Genomic DNA, 17,281 nt, shown 5'->3' on the forward strand with positions numbered 1-17,281 from the left:
TCAGTTGCTGGAGATCTTCTTCGACGCCTTCTTCGAAGCCTTCTTTGCGTTCTTCGCGGCGTGACGAGCGCGCCAGGCGAGCGACGGCCTGCCCTCGGTGTCGGCGACGGCGAGCATCAGACCGCCGGCCAGCCCGGCGTTCTTGACGAAGTGAATGATCCGATCGTTCCGCTCCTCGGCGTCCTTGGCCTCCCAGAACGGGTGGCCCGCCACGGTGGTCGGCACGAGCGTGCCGAGCAGCGCGAGCGCGGACAGCCGGGGCGCCTTGCCGAAGGCGAGCGCGCTGCCCGCCACGATCTTCACGAGCGCGTCGGCCCGGACCAGGGTGACCGGGTCCGTCGGTACGTTCTCGGGCACCCGGTCGCGGCCGACCTTGTCCATCGCCTTGTCCACGAAGGGCTTCACCATCTGGGCGAGCCCCTCGGTCTGACGCAACGCGTTGATCCCGCCATAGATGAAGGACGAGGCGAGCAGGGGACGAGCCAGTTGACGCAGCATCATGGTTCAGAACGTACCCACTCAGTCCACCTACCACACTCTAAGCAAATCTTGTATTAAAGCTAGATTGGTGTAGAGAACGGTAGCGGCGGCGACACGCCATAGCGGTCTCTCGGGAAATCTCGGGTCGACGCTAGAAAGCCCGATAGCGTCCTGGCGTGGACCCCATCCGCAACCCGTTCGCACCCGGGGCCGGGCAACGTCCGCCCGAGCTGGCCGGGCGGGAACGCGAGCTCAAAGCCTTCGAGGTGGTGCTCCAGCGAGTCGCGCGGGGGAGGCCGGAACGCAGTCTCGTCCTGACCGGCCTGCGCGGCGTCGGCAAGACCGTGCTGCTGGGCGAGTTGCGGTCCATGGCGGTCCGGCACGGCTGGGGCGCCGGCAAGATCGAGGCCCGGCCCGAGGCCGATCTTCGACGGCCGCTTTCCGCCGCGCTGCACCGCGCGATCCGGGACCTCGCCGTGCGGCACCGCGCGCCGGACCGGGTCGAGGAAGTGCTCGGCGTGCTCAAGGCGTTCGCGCTCAAGGCGAACAAGCCGGACGCGAAACTGCGCGACCGGTGGCAGCCCGGCATCGACGTCCCCGCGGCGCAGGGCCGCGCCGACTCGGGCGACATCGAGATCGACCTGGTCGAGCTGTTCACCGAGGTCGCCGAACTGGCCGCGGACGTCGGCACGGGCGCGGCGCTGCTCATCGACGAGATCCAGGACCTCAAGCCGGCGGACGTGTCGGCACTGTGCGCGGCTTGCCACGAGCTGTCCCAGTCCGGGGCGCCACTGGTCGTGGTCGGCGCGGGACTGCCGCACGTGCCCGCGGTGCTGTCGGCCTCGAAGTCGTACTCGGAGCGGCTGTTCTCCTATTCGCGGATCGACCGGCTCGACCGGAGCCAGGCCGACCGCGCGGTGACCGTGCCGATCGAACGCGAGGAGGCGGCGATCGAGCCCGAGGCGCTCGATGCGCTCTTCGACGCCTCCGGCGGATACCCCTACTTCATCCAGGCATATGCGAAGGCCGCCTGGGATGCCGCTCCCGCCGACCCGGTCACCCGGGAGGACGTCCGGATGGCCGCGCCCGAGGCCGAACAGGAGCTGGCGGTGGGGTTCTTCGGCTCTCGATACGAGCGGGCGACCCCGGCCGAACGCGAGTACCTGGTGGCCATGGCGGAACTGACCCAGGGACGGGACGAGGGCGCGGGCACCTCGGACATCGCGGTCTACCTGGGCCGCAAGCCCTCGTCACTGTCGCCCGCCCGCGACAGCCTGATGAAGAAGGGCCTGGTGTACTCGGCCGAACGGGGACACATCGCGTTCACCGTGCCGCACTTCGGGCACTACCTGCTGGGCCGCACCGACGATTGAACTCTCTAGGCATATCTAGAACCCAAGCTAGATACGGGTATGGTTCGCGATAGCGCGACGGGTCAGCCATTCAGTTCAACGTTTCACCCAACCGAGTGAGCTGGAACACATAAGATCCAACGTGTAACGCGGCCCGCAAGGGCGGCGATACCCCAGATGACCCCGTGATGCTGGCGGACCCCCGACCTGGCAGCATCACGGGGTTTTCCAATTCCGGGTGCCGGTGGGTCTCCTGCCATGAAGTACACGCGGTCGCCTTGGCGCAGGTCATCCCCGAAGGAGCGAGTCCCGTCAAAGGGCCGCCGACCCGCAGGCAGGGTCAGCGCGGGATCCCGGCGAGGTCGGCCATGAGGCCCATGTGGTGGTCGAAGTATTCGGCGCGCGCCTCGATCATGCTTTCCAGGCGGCCGAACACCTCGAAGTTGATCAGGCCGAACAGGTGGGTCCAGCCGATCAGCACCCGGTCGAGCCGATCCTCCGGAAGATCACCGGGGTGTTGGTCGATCAGGCGACGCAGGTCCGTGCGAACGGGTTCGGGAACCGGCGACGACAATGGTTCCAGTTGTTCCGCGCCGTCGATGACGATGTAGGCGAGCAGCAATATCACCTTCGCCGCCGGCTCGACGGTCTCCTGCGGCGCAGCGTAACCAGGCACCGGGTAGCCGTAGAGCAGGCCGTATTCGGCCGGATGCGACAGCGACCATGCGCGCACCGCGTGACAGACGGCGAGCCACCGGCCGCGCAGGTCGTCGCGCGGCACGGCCGCTTCGGCCTCGGCCGCCGCCTTGCCCAGCGCCTCGTACCCATCGGTGATCAACGCGGTGAGCAGGGCGTCGCGACTCGGGAAGTACCGATACAGAGCCGAGGCGACAATGCCCATGTCCCTGGCCACCGCGCGCAGGGAGAGGTTGCCGCCTTCCACCGCAAGGCGCCTGCGTGCGACTTCCTTGATCTCCTGGCTCATCTCCGAGCGGACCCGGGCGCGCAACGAAGGTGCGGACATACCCACAGTGTCGCACAAGTCCGAGAACACCTGAACCGAACGAGAACAGTGTTCTTGACCGTGCTCTCATCGTGCGAGTACGGTGTGCTTATCAGAGAACGGCGTTCTCGTCCGATCGGAAAGGATGTCTCCCGCATGTCCCTCCACGTCGTCGTCGGTGCCGGCCCGGTCGGCTCAGCCACCGCACGGCTGCTCGCTGCCAAGGGCGAGCAGGTTCGCCTTCTCACCCGGAGCGGCCGCGGCCCGGAAGAGGCCGGGATCCAACGCATCGCCGCGGACGCGACCGACTCCGCGGCCCTTGCCCAGCACGCCGAAGGCGCCGTCGCCCTGTACTGCTGCGCAGGCCCGGCCTACCACCGCTGGTCCACCGACTGGCCACCGCTTGGCGCGGCCCTCATCCGGGCCGCGGAGGTCAGCGGCGCAGTGCTTGTCACCACTGGCAACCTCTACGGCTACGGCGAGGTCGACGCCCCGATGACCGAGCAGTTGCCGCTGCGTCCCAACTCCGTGAAGGGCCGGGTGCGCGCCAAGCTCTGGGCCGACGCACTGGCCGCACACCAAGCCGGTCGAATCCGCACCACCGAGGTCCGCGGGTCGGACTACCTCGGCGCAGGCACGCTCTCCCCGTTCAGTGTCCTGGTCCTGCCCAAAGTGCTCGCGGGTAAGCGCGGTTCGGTGCCGGCCGACCTGGACGCGCCACACAGCTGGACCTATGCCGGTGACGTGGCACGCACGCTGGTCGCGGCCGCAGCCGACGAGAACGCCTGGGGGCGACCATGGCATGTGCCCACCGCGCCGCCGCTGTCCATCCGTGCGCTCGCCACCCGCGCCGCCGAACTCGCGGGAGCGCCGGCAGCCCGGGTGGCCAAGATGCCCGGCTTCGCACTCCGCCTCGCCGGGCTCTTCAACCCATCCGCGCGGGAGATGCTCGAGATCCAATATCAGCTGCAACGACCGTTCGTCCTCGACTCGTCCGCCGCCACCACCGCCTTCGGGATCGAACCGACCTCGACCGACGAGGCGCTTCGGGAGATGATCGGAAGCTCGCACGCACCAGTCGCGAACTGATCAAGAAAACCCGCCAAACGGGTTGACCGGGCATGGTTCTGGGATATTCTTTGACGAAGTCAACGAAGTCGTTGGAGTTGTCAATGAATCAGCCGTCGATGGAACGTATCGCGCAGGTAAGGGCATTCAACCGGCTCTACACGGGGGTGATCGGCGTCCTCGATGAGGGGCTCGTCGGGTCTCCGTACTCGCTCAGCGAAGCCCGCGTCCTCTACGAGCTCGAGCAGGAAGACGTCACCGAGGTCACCGAGTTGCGGCGCCGGCTCGATCTGGACGCGGGATACGCGAGCCGGCTGCTGACCAGGCTGGCCGAGCGCGGCCTACTGGACAAGGAACGCTCCCCGGAGGACGCGCGGCGCCAGATCGTCCGGCTCACCGAAGCCGGCCAGGCCGAGCAGCACGTACTCGAACAGCGCACGATCGACCAGATCGGCGCGTTGCTGGACCGCCTGAGCGAGGAAGACCAGGGCCGGCTGGTCTCCGCCATGCGAGTGATCGGCAACCTGGTCGGCGGCACCCGGCCGGACTCGGCACTGGTACTGCGGCCGCCCCGCCCCGGCGACTACGGCTGGATCGTGCAACGGCACGGTGAGCTCTACAGCCGTGAGTATGGCTGGAACGTCGCCTTCGAGGCGCTGGTGGCCCGCATAGTCGCCGACTACGTCGAAACACGCGACCCGGAACGGGAAGCCGCCTGGATCGCCGAACTCGGCGGCGAACGCGTCGGCTGCGTGTTCTGCGTACGCGGCGCCAAGGAGAAGACCGCCAAGCTGCGCCTGCTGATCGTGGAACCCAGTGCCCGGGGACATGGGATCGGAAAGCGGCTGGTCGCCGAATGTCTCGCGTTCGCCACCGCCCATGGCTACACCGAGATGGAGCTGTGGACGCAGAACGTACTCACCGCGGCGAGGCATATCTACAAGACTTCCGGTTTCGAGCTTGTCGACTCCGAGCCCAACACCGACTACGGGGCCGAGCTGATCAGCGAGACCTGGCGCCGTCCGCTCTAGCGGTGTTCGTTGTCTACTGCGCGACCTGCGACCGCCGCACGTTGATGGGCATCGACGAGGTCGAGTGGGTCTACAACCTCACACCTGGCGTTATCTCGGTGGCCGGCAACTGCCCGCATGGGCATCCGGTCGTCGTACTGACGGGTGACTCGTTCACGCCACGAGCAGACCCGCGGACACCCCCGTACCAGCTGTCGCCGTGGGCCCGCGCCTACCGGCACAGGTGGTGGTCGCAGATGGCCCGCAGGCTGCGCGGGCGACGAAGGCACGGGCAGACAGCCTGACCCGCAATGCGGCAAGCCCAAGCGCTCGGCTCCCGACGGCACTCGCTCACTATTCGCGGTCGGCGCGCGCTTGGGCCCGCTTGAAGAGGAGTAGGGCGAGCACGATGACTCCGAGAACGCCAACGGCCGCGCCGATCAGGGCTCCGCTGGCGAAGTTGCCACCGACGTAGCTGTCCCCGACGACCATCACGACTGCGATAGCGGAGGTAATGGCCACCGCAACGACTATCAGCAAGCCGATCAGGAACAGGTAGAACCGCCGACTGTAAAAGGACTTCCGGTTCGGCCGGCGCTGCGGAAGGTCGATCGTCGCCGCCGGGCCGATCAGCGCCGCCTTGGACCGCTTGAAGTATGCGTAGCAAACCCATACGCCGCATGGCTCCCAGCCATCTGGCGCCAACTCGCCCTCCAGCGCCGTGGCGTCCGCCTCGAGAGTCTTTCTGCCGACGAGTTCTCGCCGGTACTCCCACTGCTGCGGGTCCTGCCCATCCCGCCGGCAGACGAACCTGCCGGTGCGGTCGACGCGTTCCACCTCCCAGCCCTGGTCGCCGAACGTTTCCAGCCAGCGCAGCTCCTCGAACGCATCCGCCCGCCAACGCCAGAGTTCACCGTCGGGCGAGCCGAGGGGACCGTCATCGTCGTTTCCCACCGGCAGCAGTTGCGCTGCGAACTCCGGCACCGGACCGAACTCGGTCTCGGGGTCCGTGCCGGTTTGCTCGAGGTGCGCTCTGAGGTCGTCGATCGTGACCGCAACCCGGTCTTCAGGAATGCCCGCTGCCTGCAGCCGTTCGGCGAGCGGGCCGAAGTAGGCGTTCAAGCGATTCCTCCCTTGGCCAACAGATTCCGTACGGCGACATCGAAGGACAACCAGAGTTCCCGTTGTTCTTCGAGGGTTTCGAGCCCGCGTTGGGTAACCCGGTAGTAACGACGGCCGGGTCCGCGCTCGGACGCACGAAACTCCGCTTCCACCAGCCCGCCTTCCTCCAACCGGTTGAGCACCGGGTAGAGGGTGCCACCGCGGATCTGTCCGAGCCCGGCGTTATCGAGGGTCTTGGCTATCTCGTAGCCGTAGCTTTCACCATCGGTCAGCGCGGCGAGTACGAGTAGGTCGAGGACTCCCTTGAGCCAACTCGCGCGTCGGTCGGTTGCCACACTCAACTCGCTTCCACGGTCTGCGCGGTCTTGTCGTGCGCGATGGGTCGATCGGTACGGAGAAAACGGGGAGCGAAAACCAGACTGACGATGTCCATGACCGCGTGCAGGAGGATCGGCACGACGAGACTGCCCGTGCCCAGGTAGAGCCCGGTCAAGATGATGCCGACGAGGGTTACCCGTACCGTCCCCAGCCAGCCCTGGTAGAGGTGCGCGAGTCCGAAGAACAACACCGCCAGGCCGCCCGCGACGTACGGGTCGAGACCGAAGACCCCGACTCCGAACCCGATCAGGAAGCCTCGGTAGACGAGCTCTTCACAGATCCCGGCCGTGACCGAGACCGCGACGGCGAGCCGACGCTCATCCGCTGTCCGAGGCAGTATCCCCTTGAAGGTCTCCAGGTTCGCTCGTTGCAGCTTCAGGTACCCGTCGCCGAATCGGACACCTGACGTGCGTGCCTTACGTGCCACGAGCCAGCCGGCAGCGCCCACCACCAGCAGGCCGAATGCCATACCCGCGAGCGCCGACGAACTGAGTGGCAGAGCGGCCGCGTCGAACCATTTCGTTGGGAGGGCGAGCCCGATCTGGGAGAACCTGGCGCCAGGTGACACGGCGATGATCAACGCGACGATCGCGACAAAGCTCCACTCCAGACCGATGATGCGCCAGTAGGAGCGCTTGAGTGCGCGGTCGTCGTGGTCCCTTCGCTGCTCCAGTCGGTCGTACATCCGCTTACCCAACAGCGGATCGAGGATCAGGACGACGAACAAAGGTATGGACAGCACCACGGCCGGCGTCGAGAACTCCGGCGAGCTTCCCATGTCGATCCCCTTCACCAGGCTCGAGGTCACCAGATGGTGTCCGATGCGATCTAGACTGTAGACCAAGCTAGTTAGCAATACAACCTAGATAGCGAAACCGCCACCCCGGCTACCAGAGGAGACGACATCCGCCGTAGAAGGCGGCTCGGACCTTGTGCCAGGAGATGCACAGCAACGCGGGGTGTTGAGGGACCCTCAACACCCCGCATTTACGCCCAGCGCCGGCGCGCCACCGACAGTCAGGCTGACCGGTTTGGCTCGCGGGCAAGGACATCCGCCGGATCGGCGAAGGCGAGACCCGCGAACCCGGTCAGGAACCGCGCTTCTGGCGACCCATCAGGTAGAACTCCGGATTCGGCCGGAGCGCGGTGAGATGCGCGAGACGGTTGGACATCGCGAACAGCGCGGTGATCGCGCCGACGTCCCAGATCTCGTCCTCGGTCAGCCCGGCCGCGCGCGCGGCAGCGAGGTCGGCCTCGCCGAACTGCGCCGAATCCTGGGCGAGCGCCAGCGCGAGGTCGACGATCGCGCGGCCACGCTTGTCGAGTTCGACCTGCCACGGGTTGCTCGACACCCGGTCCGACAGCTCCGGGTCCTTCGCGCGGATGCGCAGGATCGCGCCGTGTGCCACCACGCAGTAGGTGCAGTGATTGGCGCCGGAGGTGGCCACCACGACCAGCTCCCGCTCGGCCTTGCTGAGTCCTTCGGTCCGCTCCATGAGCGCGTCGTGGTAGTCGAGGAACGCCCGCAGCTCGGCGGGCCGGTGACCGAGTGCCCGGAAGATGTTGGGCACGAAGCCGGACTTCTCCGCGATCGCGCCGACCCGCTCACGCAGGTCTTCCGGTAACTCCGCCAGCTCCACCACCGGGAAACGGCTCACCTGATCACTCATGGTTCCACTGCTCCTACGCGAGTTTGCGCGCGACCGCGATCGCGTCGACGGGCCGCTCCATCCGAGATCAAGTCACGTTCTCGGCATACGCGCCCCGCCGCCCCGATAAGGGGGTCTGGGGGTTTGCCCCCAGTCGGGGTGTGGGGGCGGAGCCCCCACAAGACATGCCTTCGGGGCGCGCGTGCTGGTCACCTTGGTTGCCGCGCCTTGGCTACTCATGGTTCGACCTTACGCCGGACGGCCGGGCGCATGTGGCTGTCCGCACACGCGCCCGGCCGGTTCCCGGCTGTGTTTTTCCGGGGGCTTGCCCCCAGACCCCTTGATCAGTGCACGCCCACGGCGCGCAGGTCCCGGTCGTGCTCGTCGGTGTGGTAGTCGGCCGGCTCGGTGTCGTCGGTGCCGTTGAACACCTTGGCCCGCCGCGCGATCACGGTCACCACGACCGCCACCACCAGGTTCGCCACCAGCGCCACGAAACCGGGGTAGATCTGCATCTGCGAACCCGCGAACGGATGCCAGCCGAAGATCGACAGATTGCCCAGCGGCAGCGCGGTACCACCGAAGTGCGCGTGGCCAGTATTCGGGTTCGGGATGCCGTAGAGCATGATCACCCCCCACGCCATGCCGACCACCCAGCCGGCGATCAGGCCCCACCGGTGCAACCACCGCGTGTACAGCGTTATCGCCACCGCCGGCAGGGTCTGCAGGATCAGCACGCCGCCGATGAGCTGCAGGTCGATCGAGTACAGCGGGTCGATGAACAGGATGAACGCCACCGCTCCGAACTTCACGATCAGCGACGCCAGCTTGGCCTGCTTGGCCTCCTGCGCGGGTGTCGCGTTCCGGCGGAAGTACTCCTTGTAGATGTTGCGAGTCCACAGGTTCGCGGCGGCGATCGACATGATCGCCGCCGGCACCAGCGCGCCTATCCCGATCGCGGCGAACGCGATTCCGGCGAACCAGCTCGGGAACTGGGTGTCGAACAGCACCGGCACGACCGTGTTGGAATCAACATTGCCGGTGGCGGCGTTCGTGATCGGCTTGGTACCGGCGCTGAGCGCCACGAAACCGAGCAACGCGAGCAAACCGAGCAGCAGCGAGTACGCCGGCAACGCGATCATGTTCCGCTTGATCACGTTACGGCCGCGCGAGGCGAGCACGCCGGTCAGCGAGTGCGGGTACAGGAAGAGCGCCAGCGCCGACCCAAGAGCCAGCGTCACGTACTGCAACTGGTTGCTCGGGCCCAGCACGATCGACCCGGACGGCTTACCCGTCTTCGGGCTCGGTGCCGCGAGCTTCTGCTGGCTCACGTCGAAGATGTGCGACCAGCCGCCGAGCTTGGCCGGCAGGTAGAACACCGCCACCAGGATGACCAGGTAGATCAGGATGTCCTTGACGAACGCGATGAGCGCGGGCGCGCGCAGCCCGGACCGATAGGTGTAAAGCGCCAGAATGACGAACGCCACCAGCAACGGAAGGTGCCCGGCGAAGCCGCTGCCATTGAGCCCCATGGTGCGCAGCACGGCCTCGATGCCGGCCAGCTGCAGGGCGATATAGGGCATGGTGGCGACGATTCCGGTGATCGCGATCAGCAGGGCGAGCGTCGGCGAACCGAACCGGCCACGCACGAAGTCGGCCGGGGTGACGTAGCCGCGCGAACGGGACACCGACCACATGCGCAGCGCCGGGAGGAACACGATCGGATACAGGATCACCGTGTACGGCAGCGCGTAGAACCCGAGCGCGCCCGCGCCGAACACCAGCGCCGGGACGGCCACGAAGGTATAGGCCGTGTACAGGTCGCCGCCGACCAGGAACCAGGTGATCCAGCCACCGAACTTGCGCCCGCCCAGGCCCCATTCGTCCAGGTGGTCCAGGGTGTTCCCGGCACGCCAGCGGGACGCGACGAAGCCCATGACGCTGACCCCGATGAACAGCACGATGAAGATGCTCAGCTGGGCCCATTCCAGGGTGCTGCCCTGGCCGGCCGCGAGAATCGTTTCCGTCTTCACCGGTGCTCCCCCTCGTCCAGGTCGTCCACGGTGAGCCGGTCGGGTTTGCCGACGACGACCGGCTTGCCCTTGGTCATCACGTAAACGATGGCCACCGAAGCGACACCGACCAGAACGAACAGGAACTGGAACCAGTAGAAGAACGGAAGTCCGAACACCCTTGGTTTGTCAAAATTGAACCAAGGGGTAACCAACATCAGCAGGGGAACCAGGAGCACCAAGTTCCACGCACTGACCTGAAGCCCCGTTACGCGACCAGCATCTTTGCCAGGCATAAGACCACTCCTGTCGGCTTGTACGCGGCAACCCTAGAACTTCGAAGCCTCGCCGTCATCGGTGTGGAATGTATCGATTCGATCATTATTGCCCGGTTCGCGGAAACAAACCGACATTCAATCCCGCACGGCAATACCGTTCCGGGGAGCGCTGGGGCTACTTCGCCGACCCGTCTCGGCGCGGCGAGGCCCTTCTAGCGGCTTTCTTGACGGACACCACGACCAGCAGCAGGTAACCCACCGCCAGGATCAGCATGGCGACGGCTGCGAGCCACATCTCGGACCTCCTTTCCACACCCGGTAGTCCCTGTGACGAGGTGATCATGCGCAAGGTTGCCCTTCCGGCGGTTTTTCCTCGGTTGCGGTCGTGGTAGATGCACAGCCCGTGCACAGTTTTGTCCACAGGTTGTGGATGGTTCAACCGATTAAACTGAACTCATGGTGCGAGTACCGCTGACGGAAGCCGAACGCGAACGCGGCGAGCGGCTCGGTGCCATCCTGCGGGAGGCGCGTGGCTCCCGGAGCATGGTCGAGGTGGCCGCCCAGGCCGGAATCTCCGTGGAAACCCTGCGCAAGATCGAGACCGGTCGCATTCCGACGCCGGCGTTCTTCACGGTGGTCGCGGTGGCCGACGTGGTCGGCCTGCCGCTGGAGGCCCTCCGGGACGCGGTCGTCGGTGTGCCCGCGGGTTGAGCAGCCCTAGCGGAGCCGGGCGATGACCTGGGCGAAGGCGTCCAGGCTGGGCTCCAGCACGGTCACGTAGTTCAGGCCGAACCGCTCCTTGTTCTCCTGCAGTTGTTCGGCGATCTGCTCCGGCGTGCCCACGAGGAGGGTCGGCAGCTCGCCCAGCTGGTCAAGGGTGAGCGTCGGCCCGTATTGCCGGAGCTGTTCGAGCACGCCCATGCGGTCCTCGGTCACCGCGACGTACTGCACCAAGACGTTCAGCTCCACGTCATCGGCCCGCTCGCCGAGTTCGGCCCGGACGAACTCCACGCGATTCTTGAACTCGTCGGCGCCGGCCAGCCCCGCCATATTGCCTTCGCGATCCGGTGCCGCGCCGGTGAAGGCGATGACATCCGCGTGCTTGGCGGCCACGCCCAGTGTCCGGCGTCCCCAGCCACCGACCAGCAACGGCGGTCCACCCGGCCGCGCCGGCTGCGGCTTGTACCCGGGGTCGGCATACAGCCGGCGAAGCTCGGCGATGGTGCGCTCGAGATGGTCGATCCGCTCACCGGCGCTCGGAAACGGCAGGCCCGCGGCGTCGAACTCGGCCTTCACATAGCCCGCACCGAGACCGAGCTCCAGCCGGCCGTCGACGAACTGGTCGGTGGTCGCGACCTCACGCGCGAGCAGCGCCGCGTTGTAGAACGGGACATTGAGAACGAACGTGTTCAACCGCACCCGCTCGGTGACCTCACCCGCGAGGACAATCGCCGGGAACGGGGCATGCATACCCAGGTGGTCGGCCACGCCGATCACGTCGAAGCCGAGGTCCTCGGCCTTGCGGCACTTGTCCACCCACTCGGCCCGGCTGCTCGGAACCGTCATGTTCACGCCGACCCGAATCCCACCCATGACCCGAGCCTAGCGAAATGCGGGACTCACGCGACGAGAATGTCGAACTCGCACGACCGGAATGTGGGACTCGCGAGACGGGAACGTGGGACTCGCGAGACGGCAACGTGGGACTCACGCGACGAGAACGTGGGACTCACGCGAAAACCACCTCGCCGGCGAGCCGGCGAGGTGGTTTCTCGTCGTGGGATCAGCCGAGGCGGGACTTGAGCGCGTCCAGCTCGTCGCGCAGGGTCGACGGCACCCGGTCGCCGATCTTGTCGAACCACTCCTCGATCAGCGGGATCTCCTGACGCCACTCCTCGGGCTTGACGTCGAGCGCCGCCTGGATGTCCTCGAGCGGCTCACTCAGGCCCGCCGTGTCGAGGTCCTCGGCACGCGGAACGAAGCCGATCGGGGTCTCGACGGCGCTCGCCTTGCCCTCGATCCGTTCGACGATCCACTTCAGCACGCGCGAGTTCTCCCCGAAACCCGGCCACAGGAAGCGCTTGTCCTCACCGCGGCGGAACCAGTTCACGTAGAAGATCTTCGGCAGCTTCGCGGCGTCCGCGTGCTTACCCGTGTCGATCCAGTGCCGGAAGTAGTCACCCGCGTGGTAGCCGAGGAACGGCAGCATCGCCATCGGGTCGCGGCGCACCTCGCCCACCTTGCCGGCCGCGGCGGCGGTCTTCTCCGAGGACATCGTGGCGCCCATGAACACGCCGTGCTGCCAGTCGCGGGACTGCGTCACCAGCGGAACCGTGGTGGCGCGGCGGCCGCCGAACAGGATCGCCGAGATCGGCACGCCCTTCGGGTCGTCCCACTCCGGCGCGAGGATCGGGCACTGCGACATCGGGGTGCAGTAGCGCGAGTTCGGGTGCGCGGCGGGCTCGTCCGACTCCGGCGTCCAGTCCTGCTTCTTCCACGAGGTCAGGTGCTCGGGCTTGCCGTTCATGCCCTCCCACCACACGCCGCCGTCATCGGTCAGGGCGACGTTGGTGAACACCGTGTTGCCCTTCTCGAGCGTGCGCATGGCGTTCGGGTTGGTGTGCCAGTCGGTGCCCGGCGCGACGCCGAAGAAGCCGAACTCCGGGTTGACCGCGTAGAGCCGGCCGTCCTCACCGAACCGCATCCACGCGATGTCGTCACCGAGAGTTTCCGCGCGCCAGCCCGGAATCGTCGGCTGCAGCATCGCCAGGTTCGTCTTGCCGCAGGCACTTGGGAAGGCCGCCGCGACGTAGTACGCCTTGTTCTCCGGCGAAATCAGCTTGAGGATCAGCATGTGCTCGGCGAGCCAGCCCTCGTCGCGGGCGAGCACCGAGCCGATCCGCAGCGAGTAGCACTTCTTGCCCAGCAAGGAGTTTCCGCCGTAGCCGGACCCGTAGCTCCAGATCTGCCGTGTCTCCGGGAAGTGCGAGATGTACTTGACGTCGTTGCACGGCCAGGGCACGTCCTTCTCGCCTGGCTCCAGCGGCTTGCCCACCGAGTGCAGCGCCGGCACGAACGCACGTTCCGTGCCGTCCTCGGCGACGAACTTCTCCAGCGCCTGCGCCCCCATCCTGGTCATCACCCGCATCGACGCCACCACGTAGGCGAAGTCGGTGATCTCGATGCCCAGCTTCGGGTCATCCGAGCCCAGCGGGCCCATGCAGAACGGGACGACATACATCGTCCGGCCACGCATGCAGCCCCGGTACAGCTCGGTCATGGTGGCCCGCATTTCGGCGGGGTGGAGCCAGTTGTTCGTGGGGCCGGCGTCCTCCTCGCGTTCGGAGCAGATGAAGGTCCGCTCCTCGACCCGCGCCACGTCACTGGGGTCGGAGGCGGCCCAGAACGAGTTGGGCCTGTCCTTCAGCGGCACGAAGGTGCCCGCTTCGACGAGTTCGGAGTTGATCCGCGCGGCCTCCTCGTCGGATCCGTCGCACCAAACCACGCGATCCGGGGTGGTGAGCTCGGCGATCTCCCGCACCCACGCAAGCACACCGCTGTGTGAGGTCGGTGCCTTGTCCAGACCCGGGATGGCTACTGCAGTCATTCCTTCTCCTGACCTCGACGACGGAAGCATCAAGCGCACCGGGTGGCCCGGTGTGCAAGTTTCGGGGATTTTTTGAGAGTAACCGTGCCGCGACCGCACAACCGAGCCCTGACCTGTCGGTTCTCTCACAAAAACGATCAGGGAATCGATTCAGATATCGCCGGAACGGCCTATCGACAAAAAGGTTTCCTGTCCGCCGCGATCTTGCCGACACCGCACGGACGACAAAGCCGCCTCTCCGAGTGGAGAGGCGGCCTCGGCCTGGTGGCCGTTCATCGACGGCGACTTGGGGCTTTTGTCAGTTCTGTGAAATCCACTGCCCCGTCACGGAATCAATCTTCGCGACGCCCTCGACGTGCTGGTAGCCGGAGCCACCCCACAGGTGGTCGCTGTCGGCGGAGACCCCGCTGCTGCCGGTCGTCTCGGTCCACTGCCCCGGCCCGGTGTGCTGGTAGGTGTGGGACTCCCCGGTCGGCGTCACGACCGTTTCGATATCGGCCTTCCCGTCGCCGTCGACATCGGTGAACAGGATGGTGTTGCCCTGCGAGTCGGTCACCACCGCGGTGTCCGCCGTGCCGTCGTTGTTGGAATCCACCGTCGCCGGCCCGACATCCACCTGGCCGTCCGAGGTGTCCGCGACGATGCTGCCGGCATGCGCGGTGTCGGTTTGGTGCCCACTACCGGGATCCCCATCCGAAGCGACCCAGTCACCGGTCGAGTCGTCGTACGTGGCCTCCTGGACCACGTTGCCCTCGGTGTCGGTGTGGATGTACAGATCGGCGTGGCCGTCGCCGTTGGTGTCCGTGTAAGCGGTGATCGTGCCGTCCGCGTTGTCCAGGCGGACGGTGTCGTAGACCCCGTCGTGGTTGAGGTCCATGGTCTCTTCGGCGGTGTAGGTCTGGCCGTCGACGGTGATCTCCATCTCGCCGTCGTGGCCGGTGGTGTTACTGGCCTCCGTCGCTGAGCCGCTGTCGTCGATCCACACGCCGAAACTCCCCACTCTTTGGCCGCTAGGTGCCGGTGTCGTTTCTTCTATGACTCACCGTATGCCGGTTCGGTTCCAGACCACAACCGGCTTACCCCTGGTCGCGCAGGGTGCGGATGCGGGCGAGCAGCGATTCGGCGCGCTCGGCCGCATCGGCCGCCTCCTTGATCCGCCGGGTGACCGAGGCCAGGCTCTTCGCCCGTTCCTGCGCGTCCATCTTTATCGTTTTGTCGACTTCCTTCAGCTCGGCCTCGATCGCCTCGATCCGCCGGGCCAGTGCGTCGTCCAAGGCGAGGGAAAGCTGTTGCTCGGCCTCGATCAACTGCTCGGCGACCAGCTGGTCCAGGGTCGACCTGGCGTCGGCGATCGACTCGACCAGCCACTGCTTGAGATGTTGCTTGCCCGCCGCGTGTTTGCGCGTGCGGGCCATCCACCAGCCCGCGCCGAGACCGATCACGATCGTCGCGGGCAGCACGATCGGATTCAGCACCGCCACCCCGGCCAGCGGCAGCGCGGCGATCTTGCCCGCGCCGACGCCACCGGACACGCCCATGAACACCAGCAGCTTGTCCTCTGGTGTCGGCGGCCTCTTGTCCGGCGGCCGGATGATCACCTGCGGGCCGCCCGTGCGCAGGAACTGCGCGCGGATGATGTCGAGTTCCTCGGCGGAGAACAGCTCGGCCAGCGCCACCTCGGTGACCCGGTTGAGGCGGTGCGCCATGGTCCCCGACACGCGCTGCGAAATCATCTGCAGTGCCGCGTCGACCTGTTGCGGAAGCTCGGCGAGCTGATCGCGTTTGGCGGCCTCGATCCGCTGCCGGAAATACGACTGCGCGTCGCGCATCTGGCGGGACGACTCGTGCACGAGGTCGACCCGCGCCCGCTGGATCTCGCCACGCAGCTTCAGCTGCCAGCCGCGGGTGGCGGACCGGCGATCGGAGGCCAGCTGGTCGCGCCGGTCCCGCAGCGCCTCCGCCTCGGCCTCACCCGTCGAGAGCGCCCGCTGTTCCGCACTGAGCACCGCCTGCCGTTCGGCGAAAGCACTCGACAACGCCCGCAGCGTGTTCGCCTCACCGAGCATCGCGGAACGGCCGACCAGCAACTCCTGCATGGCCGACTGCAGCGCGATCACGCCGGAGTGCTCGCGCATCATCGCCGCCGCCTGCTCGGTCGGCGCCTTCGCGGCCATCTCGAACATCCGGGCCGACACCGGATGAAAGACCGCGTCGGCGAACCGGGGGGCGTGCTCGGACAGCAGCTCGCGGTCGGCTTCGAGCACCGTGCGCCAGCCACGGAACTGATCGGTCTTCGACAGCGCGAAAAGCACCGTCTCGACGCGGTCGCCCATCTTCCGCAGGAACTCCAGCTCCCCGGAGGTGAACGGGGACGACGCGTCGACGACGAACAGCAGCGCGGTGGCGTTGGCGGCCGCTTCCATGGCGAGCTCGCCGTGCATCGAGCTCAGCCCACCGACCCCTGGCGTGTCCACAATAGACAGCCGGGCCAGGATCGGGACCGGGCCGGTGACCTCGACATAGCGCGGCGGAAGCTGCCCCTCGGGCAGCTCCCGTGACACCGAGACCCACCGCGTGAGCTCGTCGAGGCCGATCGCGACCGGCGCGAGCTGGCCCGGATAGCACGCCTGCGCACCCCAGTCGTCGGCGTGGTCGAAGACCAGGTACGTGCCGGTGGCCACATCGGCGTCCACAGGGGACAGACCGGGCATCGCGAGCAGCGCGTTCACCAGCGAGCTCTTGCCGCGGTTGGTCTCGCCCACCACGACCACGGAGGGCTTCTTCGGCCGCGTGCGGCGGATGTCCTCGACCCACTTGGCCGCCTGCGGGTCCGCCTCGCGCAACTGGGCGAGCAACGCCGCCCTGGCCTGGCTGACCTGGGCGGGCAGCGCGGAGAGCACCGGCGGAGTCATCGCTTCTTGTACACCATCACCACGGGCGCACGCAGCAGCCGCTCGTGGTCGGCGAACCCGACCACCTCCGTCTCGGCGACCAGTCCGTCCAGCGCCGGATCGTCGGTCTCGACGGCGCCGGCGGCCTCGTGCACCGCCGGATCGAACCGCTGCCCGTCCGGCCGGAGGGCGACCACCCCGATCCCGGCCAGCCCCTGTTCGATGCGCTCGACCACGCCGCCGCTGCGGGCGCGATCCAGCGCGTACAGGCAGAGCTGGATCAGCAGCTGCCGGTCCGCAAGCGCCCGCGTCAAAGCGGCATTCACGTCCCGTTCGGACTCCCCGGCCGGCACGCCGGTTCCGCCGGCCTCCTCGATGATCTTGGTCAGGGTCGCCGCGGGAATGGGCCCGGTCGGCAAGTCGTCCACTTC

Annotated in this window: 18 protein-coding genes; 5 read left to right on the forward strand and 13 right to left on the reverse strand. The window is 67.1% G+C overall.

Going from position 1 to position 17,281, the window contains the following annotated elements; genetic code table 11:
- On the reverse strand, window positions 1–501 hold the full coding sequence (locus A3CU_RS0106230) for a DoxX family protein (RefSeq protein WP_027941551.1): 501 nt from the start codon (window positions 499–501) through the stop codon (window positions 1–3).
- Between the two features lie 155 nt (window positions 502–656).
- Between A3CU_RS0106230 and A3CU_RS0106235 the strand changes: the two genes are divergently transcribed.
- On the forward strand, window positions 657–1,853 hold the full coding sequence (locus tag A3CU_RS0106235; RefSeq protein ID WP_027941552.1) for an ATP-binding protein: 1,197 nt from the start codon (window positions 657–659) through the stop codon (window positions 1,851–1,853).
- Window positions 1,854–2,172: 319 nt separating this feature from the next.
- On the opposite strand, the gene A3CU_RS0106240 is transcribed toward A3CU_RS0106235, so the two are convergent.
- The gene (locus A3CU_RS0106240; RefSeq protein ID WP_027941553.1) at window positions 2,173–2,856 is read right to left on the reverse strand and encodes a TetR/AcrR family transcriptional regulator; all 684 of its coding nucleotides are present in this window, start codon (window positions 2,854–2,856) and stop codon (window positions 2,173–2,175) included.
- A 135-nt stretch (window positions 2,857–2,991) separates the two neighbouring features.
- On the opposite strand from A3CU_RS0106240, the gene A3CU_RS0106245 reads away from it, so the two are divergent.
- From A3CU_RS0106245 to A3CU_RS50900, 3 genes are all read left to right on the forward strand, one after another.
- Entirely contained in the window at window positions 2,992–3,924 is a 933-nt protein-coding gene (locus A3CU_RS0106245; protein WP_027941554.1) for an NAD-dependent epimerase/dehydratase family protein, read from the forward strand.
- An 83-nt stretch (window positions 3,925–4,007) separates the two neighbouring features.
- Complete coding sequence (locus A3CU_RS0106250; RefSeq protein ID WP_027941555.1) at window positions 4,008–4,934, forward strand: bifunctional helix-turn-helix transcriptional regulator/GNAT family N-acetyltransferase; 927 nt, start codon at window positions 4,008–4,010, stop codon at window positions 4,932–4,934.
- 2 nt (window positions 4,935–4,936) lie between these two features.
- A complete protein-coding gene (locus tag A3CU_RS50900) occupies window positions 4,937–5,218 on the forward strand; it encodes a hypothetical protein (protein ID WP_084143105.1) in 282 nt (93 codons plus the stop codon).
- A 49-nt stretch (window positions 5,219–5,267) separates the two neighbouring features.
- On the opposite strand, the gene A3CU_RS43650 is transcribed toward A3CU_RS50900, so the two are convergent.
- The 6 genes from A3CU_RS43650 to A3CU_RS0106280 all read right to left on the reverse strand — a co-directional run bounded on the left by A3CU_RS43650 (window position 5,268) and on the right by A3CU_RS0106280 (window position 10,370).
- On the reverse strand, window positions 5,268–6,035 hold the full coding sequence (locus tag A3CU_RS43650; protein WP_052371488.1) for a hypothetical protein: 768 nt from the start codon (window positions 6,033–6,035) through the stop codon (window positions 5,268–5,270).
- A complete protein-coding gene (locus A3CU_RS0106260) occupies window positions 6,032–6,370 on the reverse strand; it encodes a PadR family transcriptional regulator (RefSeq protein ID WP_027941556.1) in 339 nt (112 codons plus the stop codon). Before A3CU_RS0106260 ends, A3CU_RS43650 begins: the two co-directional genes overlap by 4 nt.
- A gap of 2 nt (window positions 6,371–6,372) precedes the next feature.
- A complete protein-coding gene (locus tag A3CU_RS43655; RefSeq protein WP_169739597.1) occupies window positions 6,373–7,191 on the reverse strand; it encodes a CPBP family intramembrane glutamic endopeptidase in 819 nt (272 codons plus the stop codon).
- A gap of 310 nt (window positions 7,192–7,501) precedes the next feature.
- Entirely contained in the window at window positions 7,502–8,083 is a 582-nt protein-coding gene (locus A3CU_RS0106270; RefSeq protein WP_027941557.1) for a peroxidase-related enzyme, read from the reverse strand.
- Window positions 8,084–8,406: 323 nt separating this feature from the next.
- Complete coding sequence (gene mctP, locus A3CU_RS0106275) at window positions 8,407–9,999, reverse strand: monocarboxylate uptake permease MctP (RefSeq protein ID WP_084143121.1); 1,593 nt, start codon at window positions 9,997–9,999, stop codon at window positions 8,407–8,409.
- Between the two features lie 92 nt (window positions 10,000–10,091).
- Window positions 10,092–10,370: a DUF3311 domain-containing protein gene (locus A3CU_RS0106280; RefSeq protein WP_027941559.1), complete on the reverse strand. Its 279-nt coding sequence runs from the start codon at window positions 10,368–10,370 to the stop codon at window positions 10,092–10,094.
- Between the two features lie 438 nt (window positions 10,371–10,808).
- On the opposite strand from A3CU_RS0106280, the gene A3CU_RS0106290 reads away from it, so the two are divergent.
- The gene (locus tag A3CU_RS0106290) at window positions 10,809–11,063 is read left to right on the forward strand and encodes a helix-turn-helix domain-containing protein (RefSeq protein WP_027941560.1); all 255 of its coding nucleotides are present in this window, start codon (window positions 10,809–10,811) and stop codon (window positions 11,061–11,063) included.
- Between the two features lie 6 nt (window positions 11,064–11,069).
- On the opposite strand, the gene A3CU_RS0106295 is transcribed toward A3CU_RS0106290, so the two are convergent.
- The 5 genes from A3CU_RS0106295 to grpE all read right to left on the reverse strand — a co-directional run bounded on the left by A3CU_RS0106295 (window position 11,070) and on the right by grpE (window position 17,278).
- Window positions 11,070–11,945: an LLM class F420-dependent oxidoreductase gene (locus tag A3CU_RS0106295; protein ID WP_027941561.1), complete on the reverse strand. Its 876-nt coding sequence runs from the start codon at window positions 11,943–11,945 to the stop codon at window positions 11,070–11,072.
- Window positions 11,946–12,135: 190 nt separating this feature from the next.
- Window positions 12,136–13,959, reverse strand: coding sequence for a phosphoenolpyruvate carboxykinase (GTP) (locus A3CU_RS0106300; protein WP_027941562.1), 1,824 nt, complete (start codon window positions 13,957–13,959; stop codon window positions 12,136–12,138).
- A gap of 298 nt (window positions 13,960–14,257) precedes the next feature.
- A complete protein-coding gene (locus A3CU_RS0106305; RefSeq protein WP_027941563.1) occupies window positions 14,258–14,944 on the reverse strand; it encodes a hypothetical protein in 687 nt (228 codons plus the stop codon).
- 91 nt (window positions 14,945–15,035) lie between these two features.
- Complete coding sequence (locus A3CU_RS0106310) at window positions 15,036–16,871, reverse strand: dynamin family protein (protein WP_027941564.1); 1,836 nt, start codon at window positions 16,869–16,871, stop codon at window positions 15,036–15,038.
- Entirely contained in the window at window positions 16,868–17,278 is a 411-nt protein-coding gene (grpE, locus tag A3CU_RS0106315) for a nucleotide exchange factor GrpE (protein WP_245616897.1), read from the reverse strand. Before grpE ends, A3CU_RS0106310 begins: the two co-directional genes overlap by 4 nt.
- Window positions 17,279–17,281: the final 3 nt, after the last annotated feature.

Origin of the sequence: Amycolatopsis taiwanensis DSM 45107 (assembly GCF_000519205.1) — a bacterium.
GTDB classification, from domain to species: domain Bacteria; phylum Actinomycetota; class Actinomycetes; order Mycobacteriales; family Pseudonocardiaceae; genus Amycolatopsis_E; species Amycolatopsis_E taiwanensis.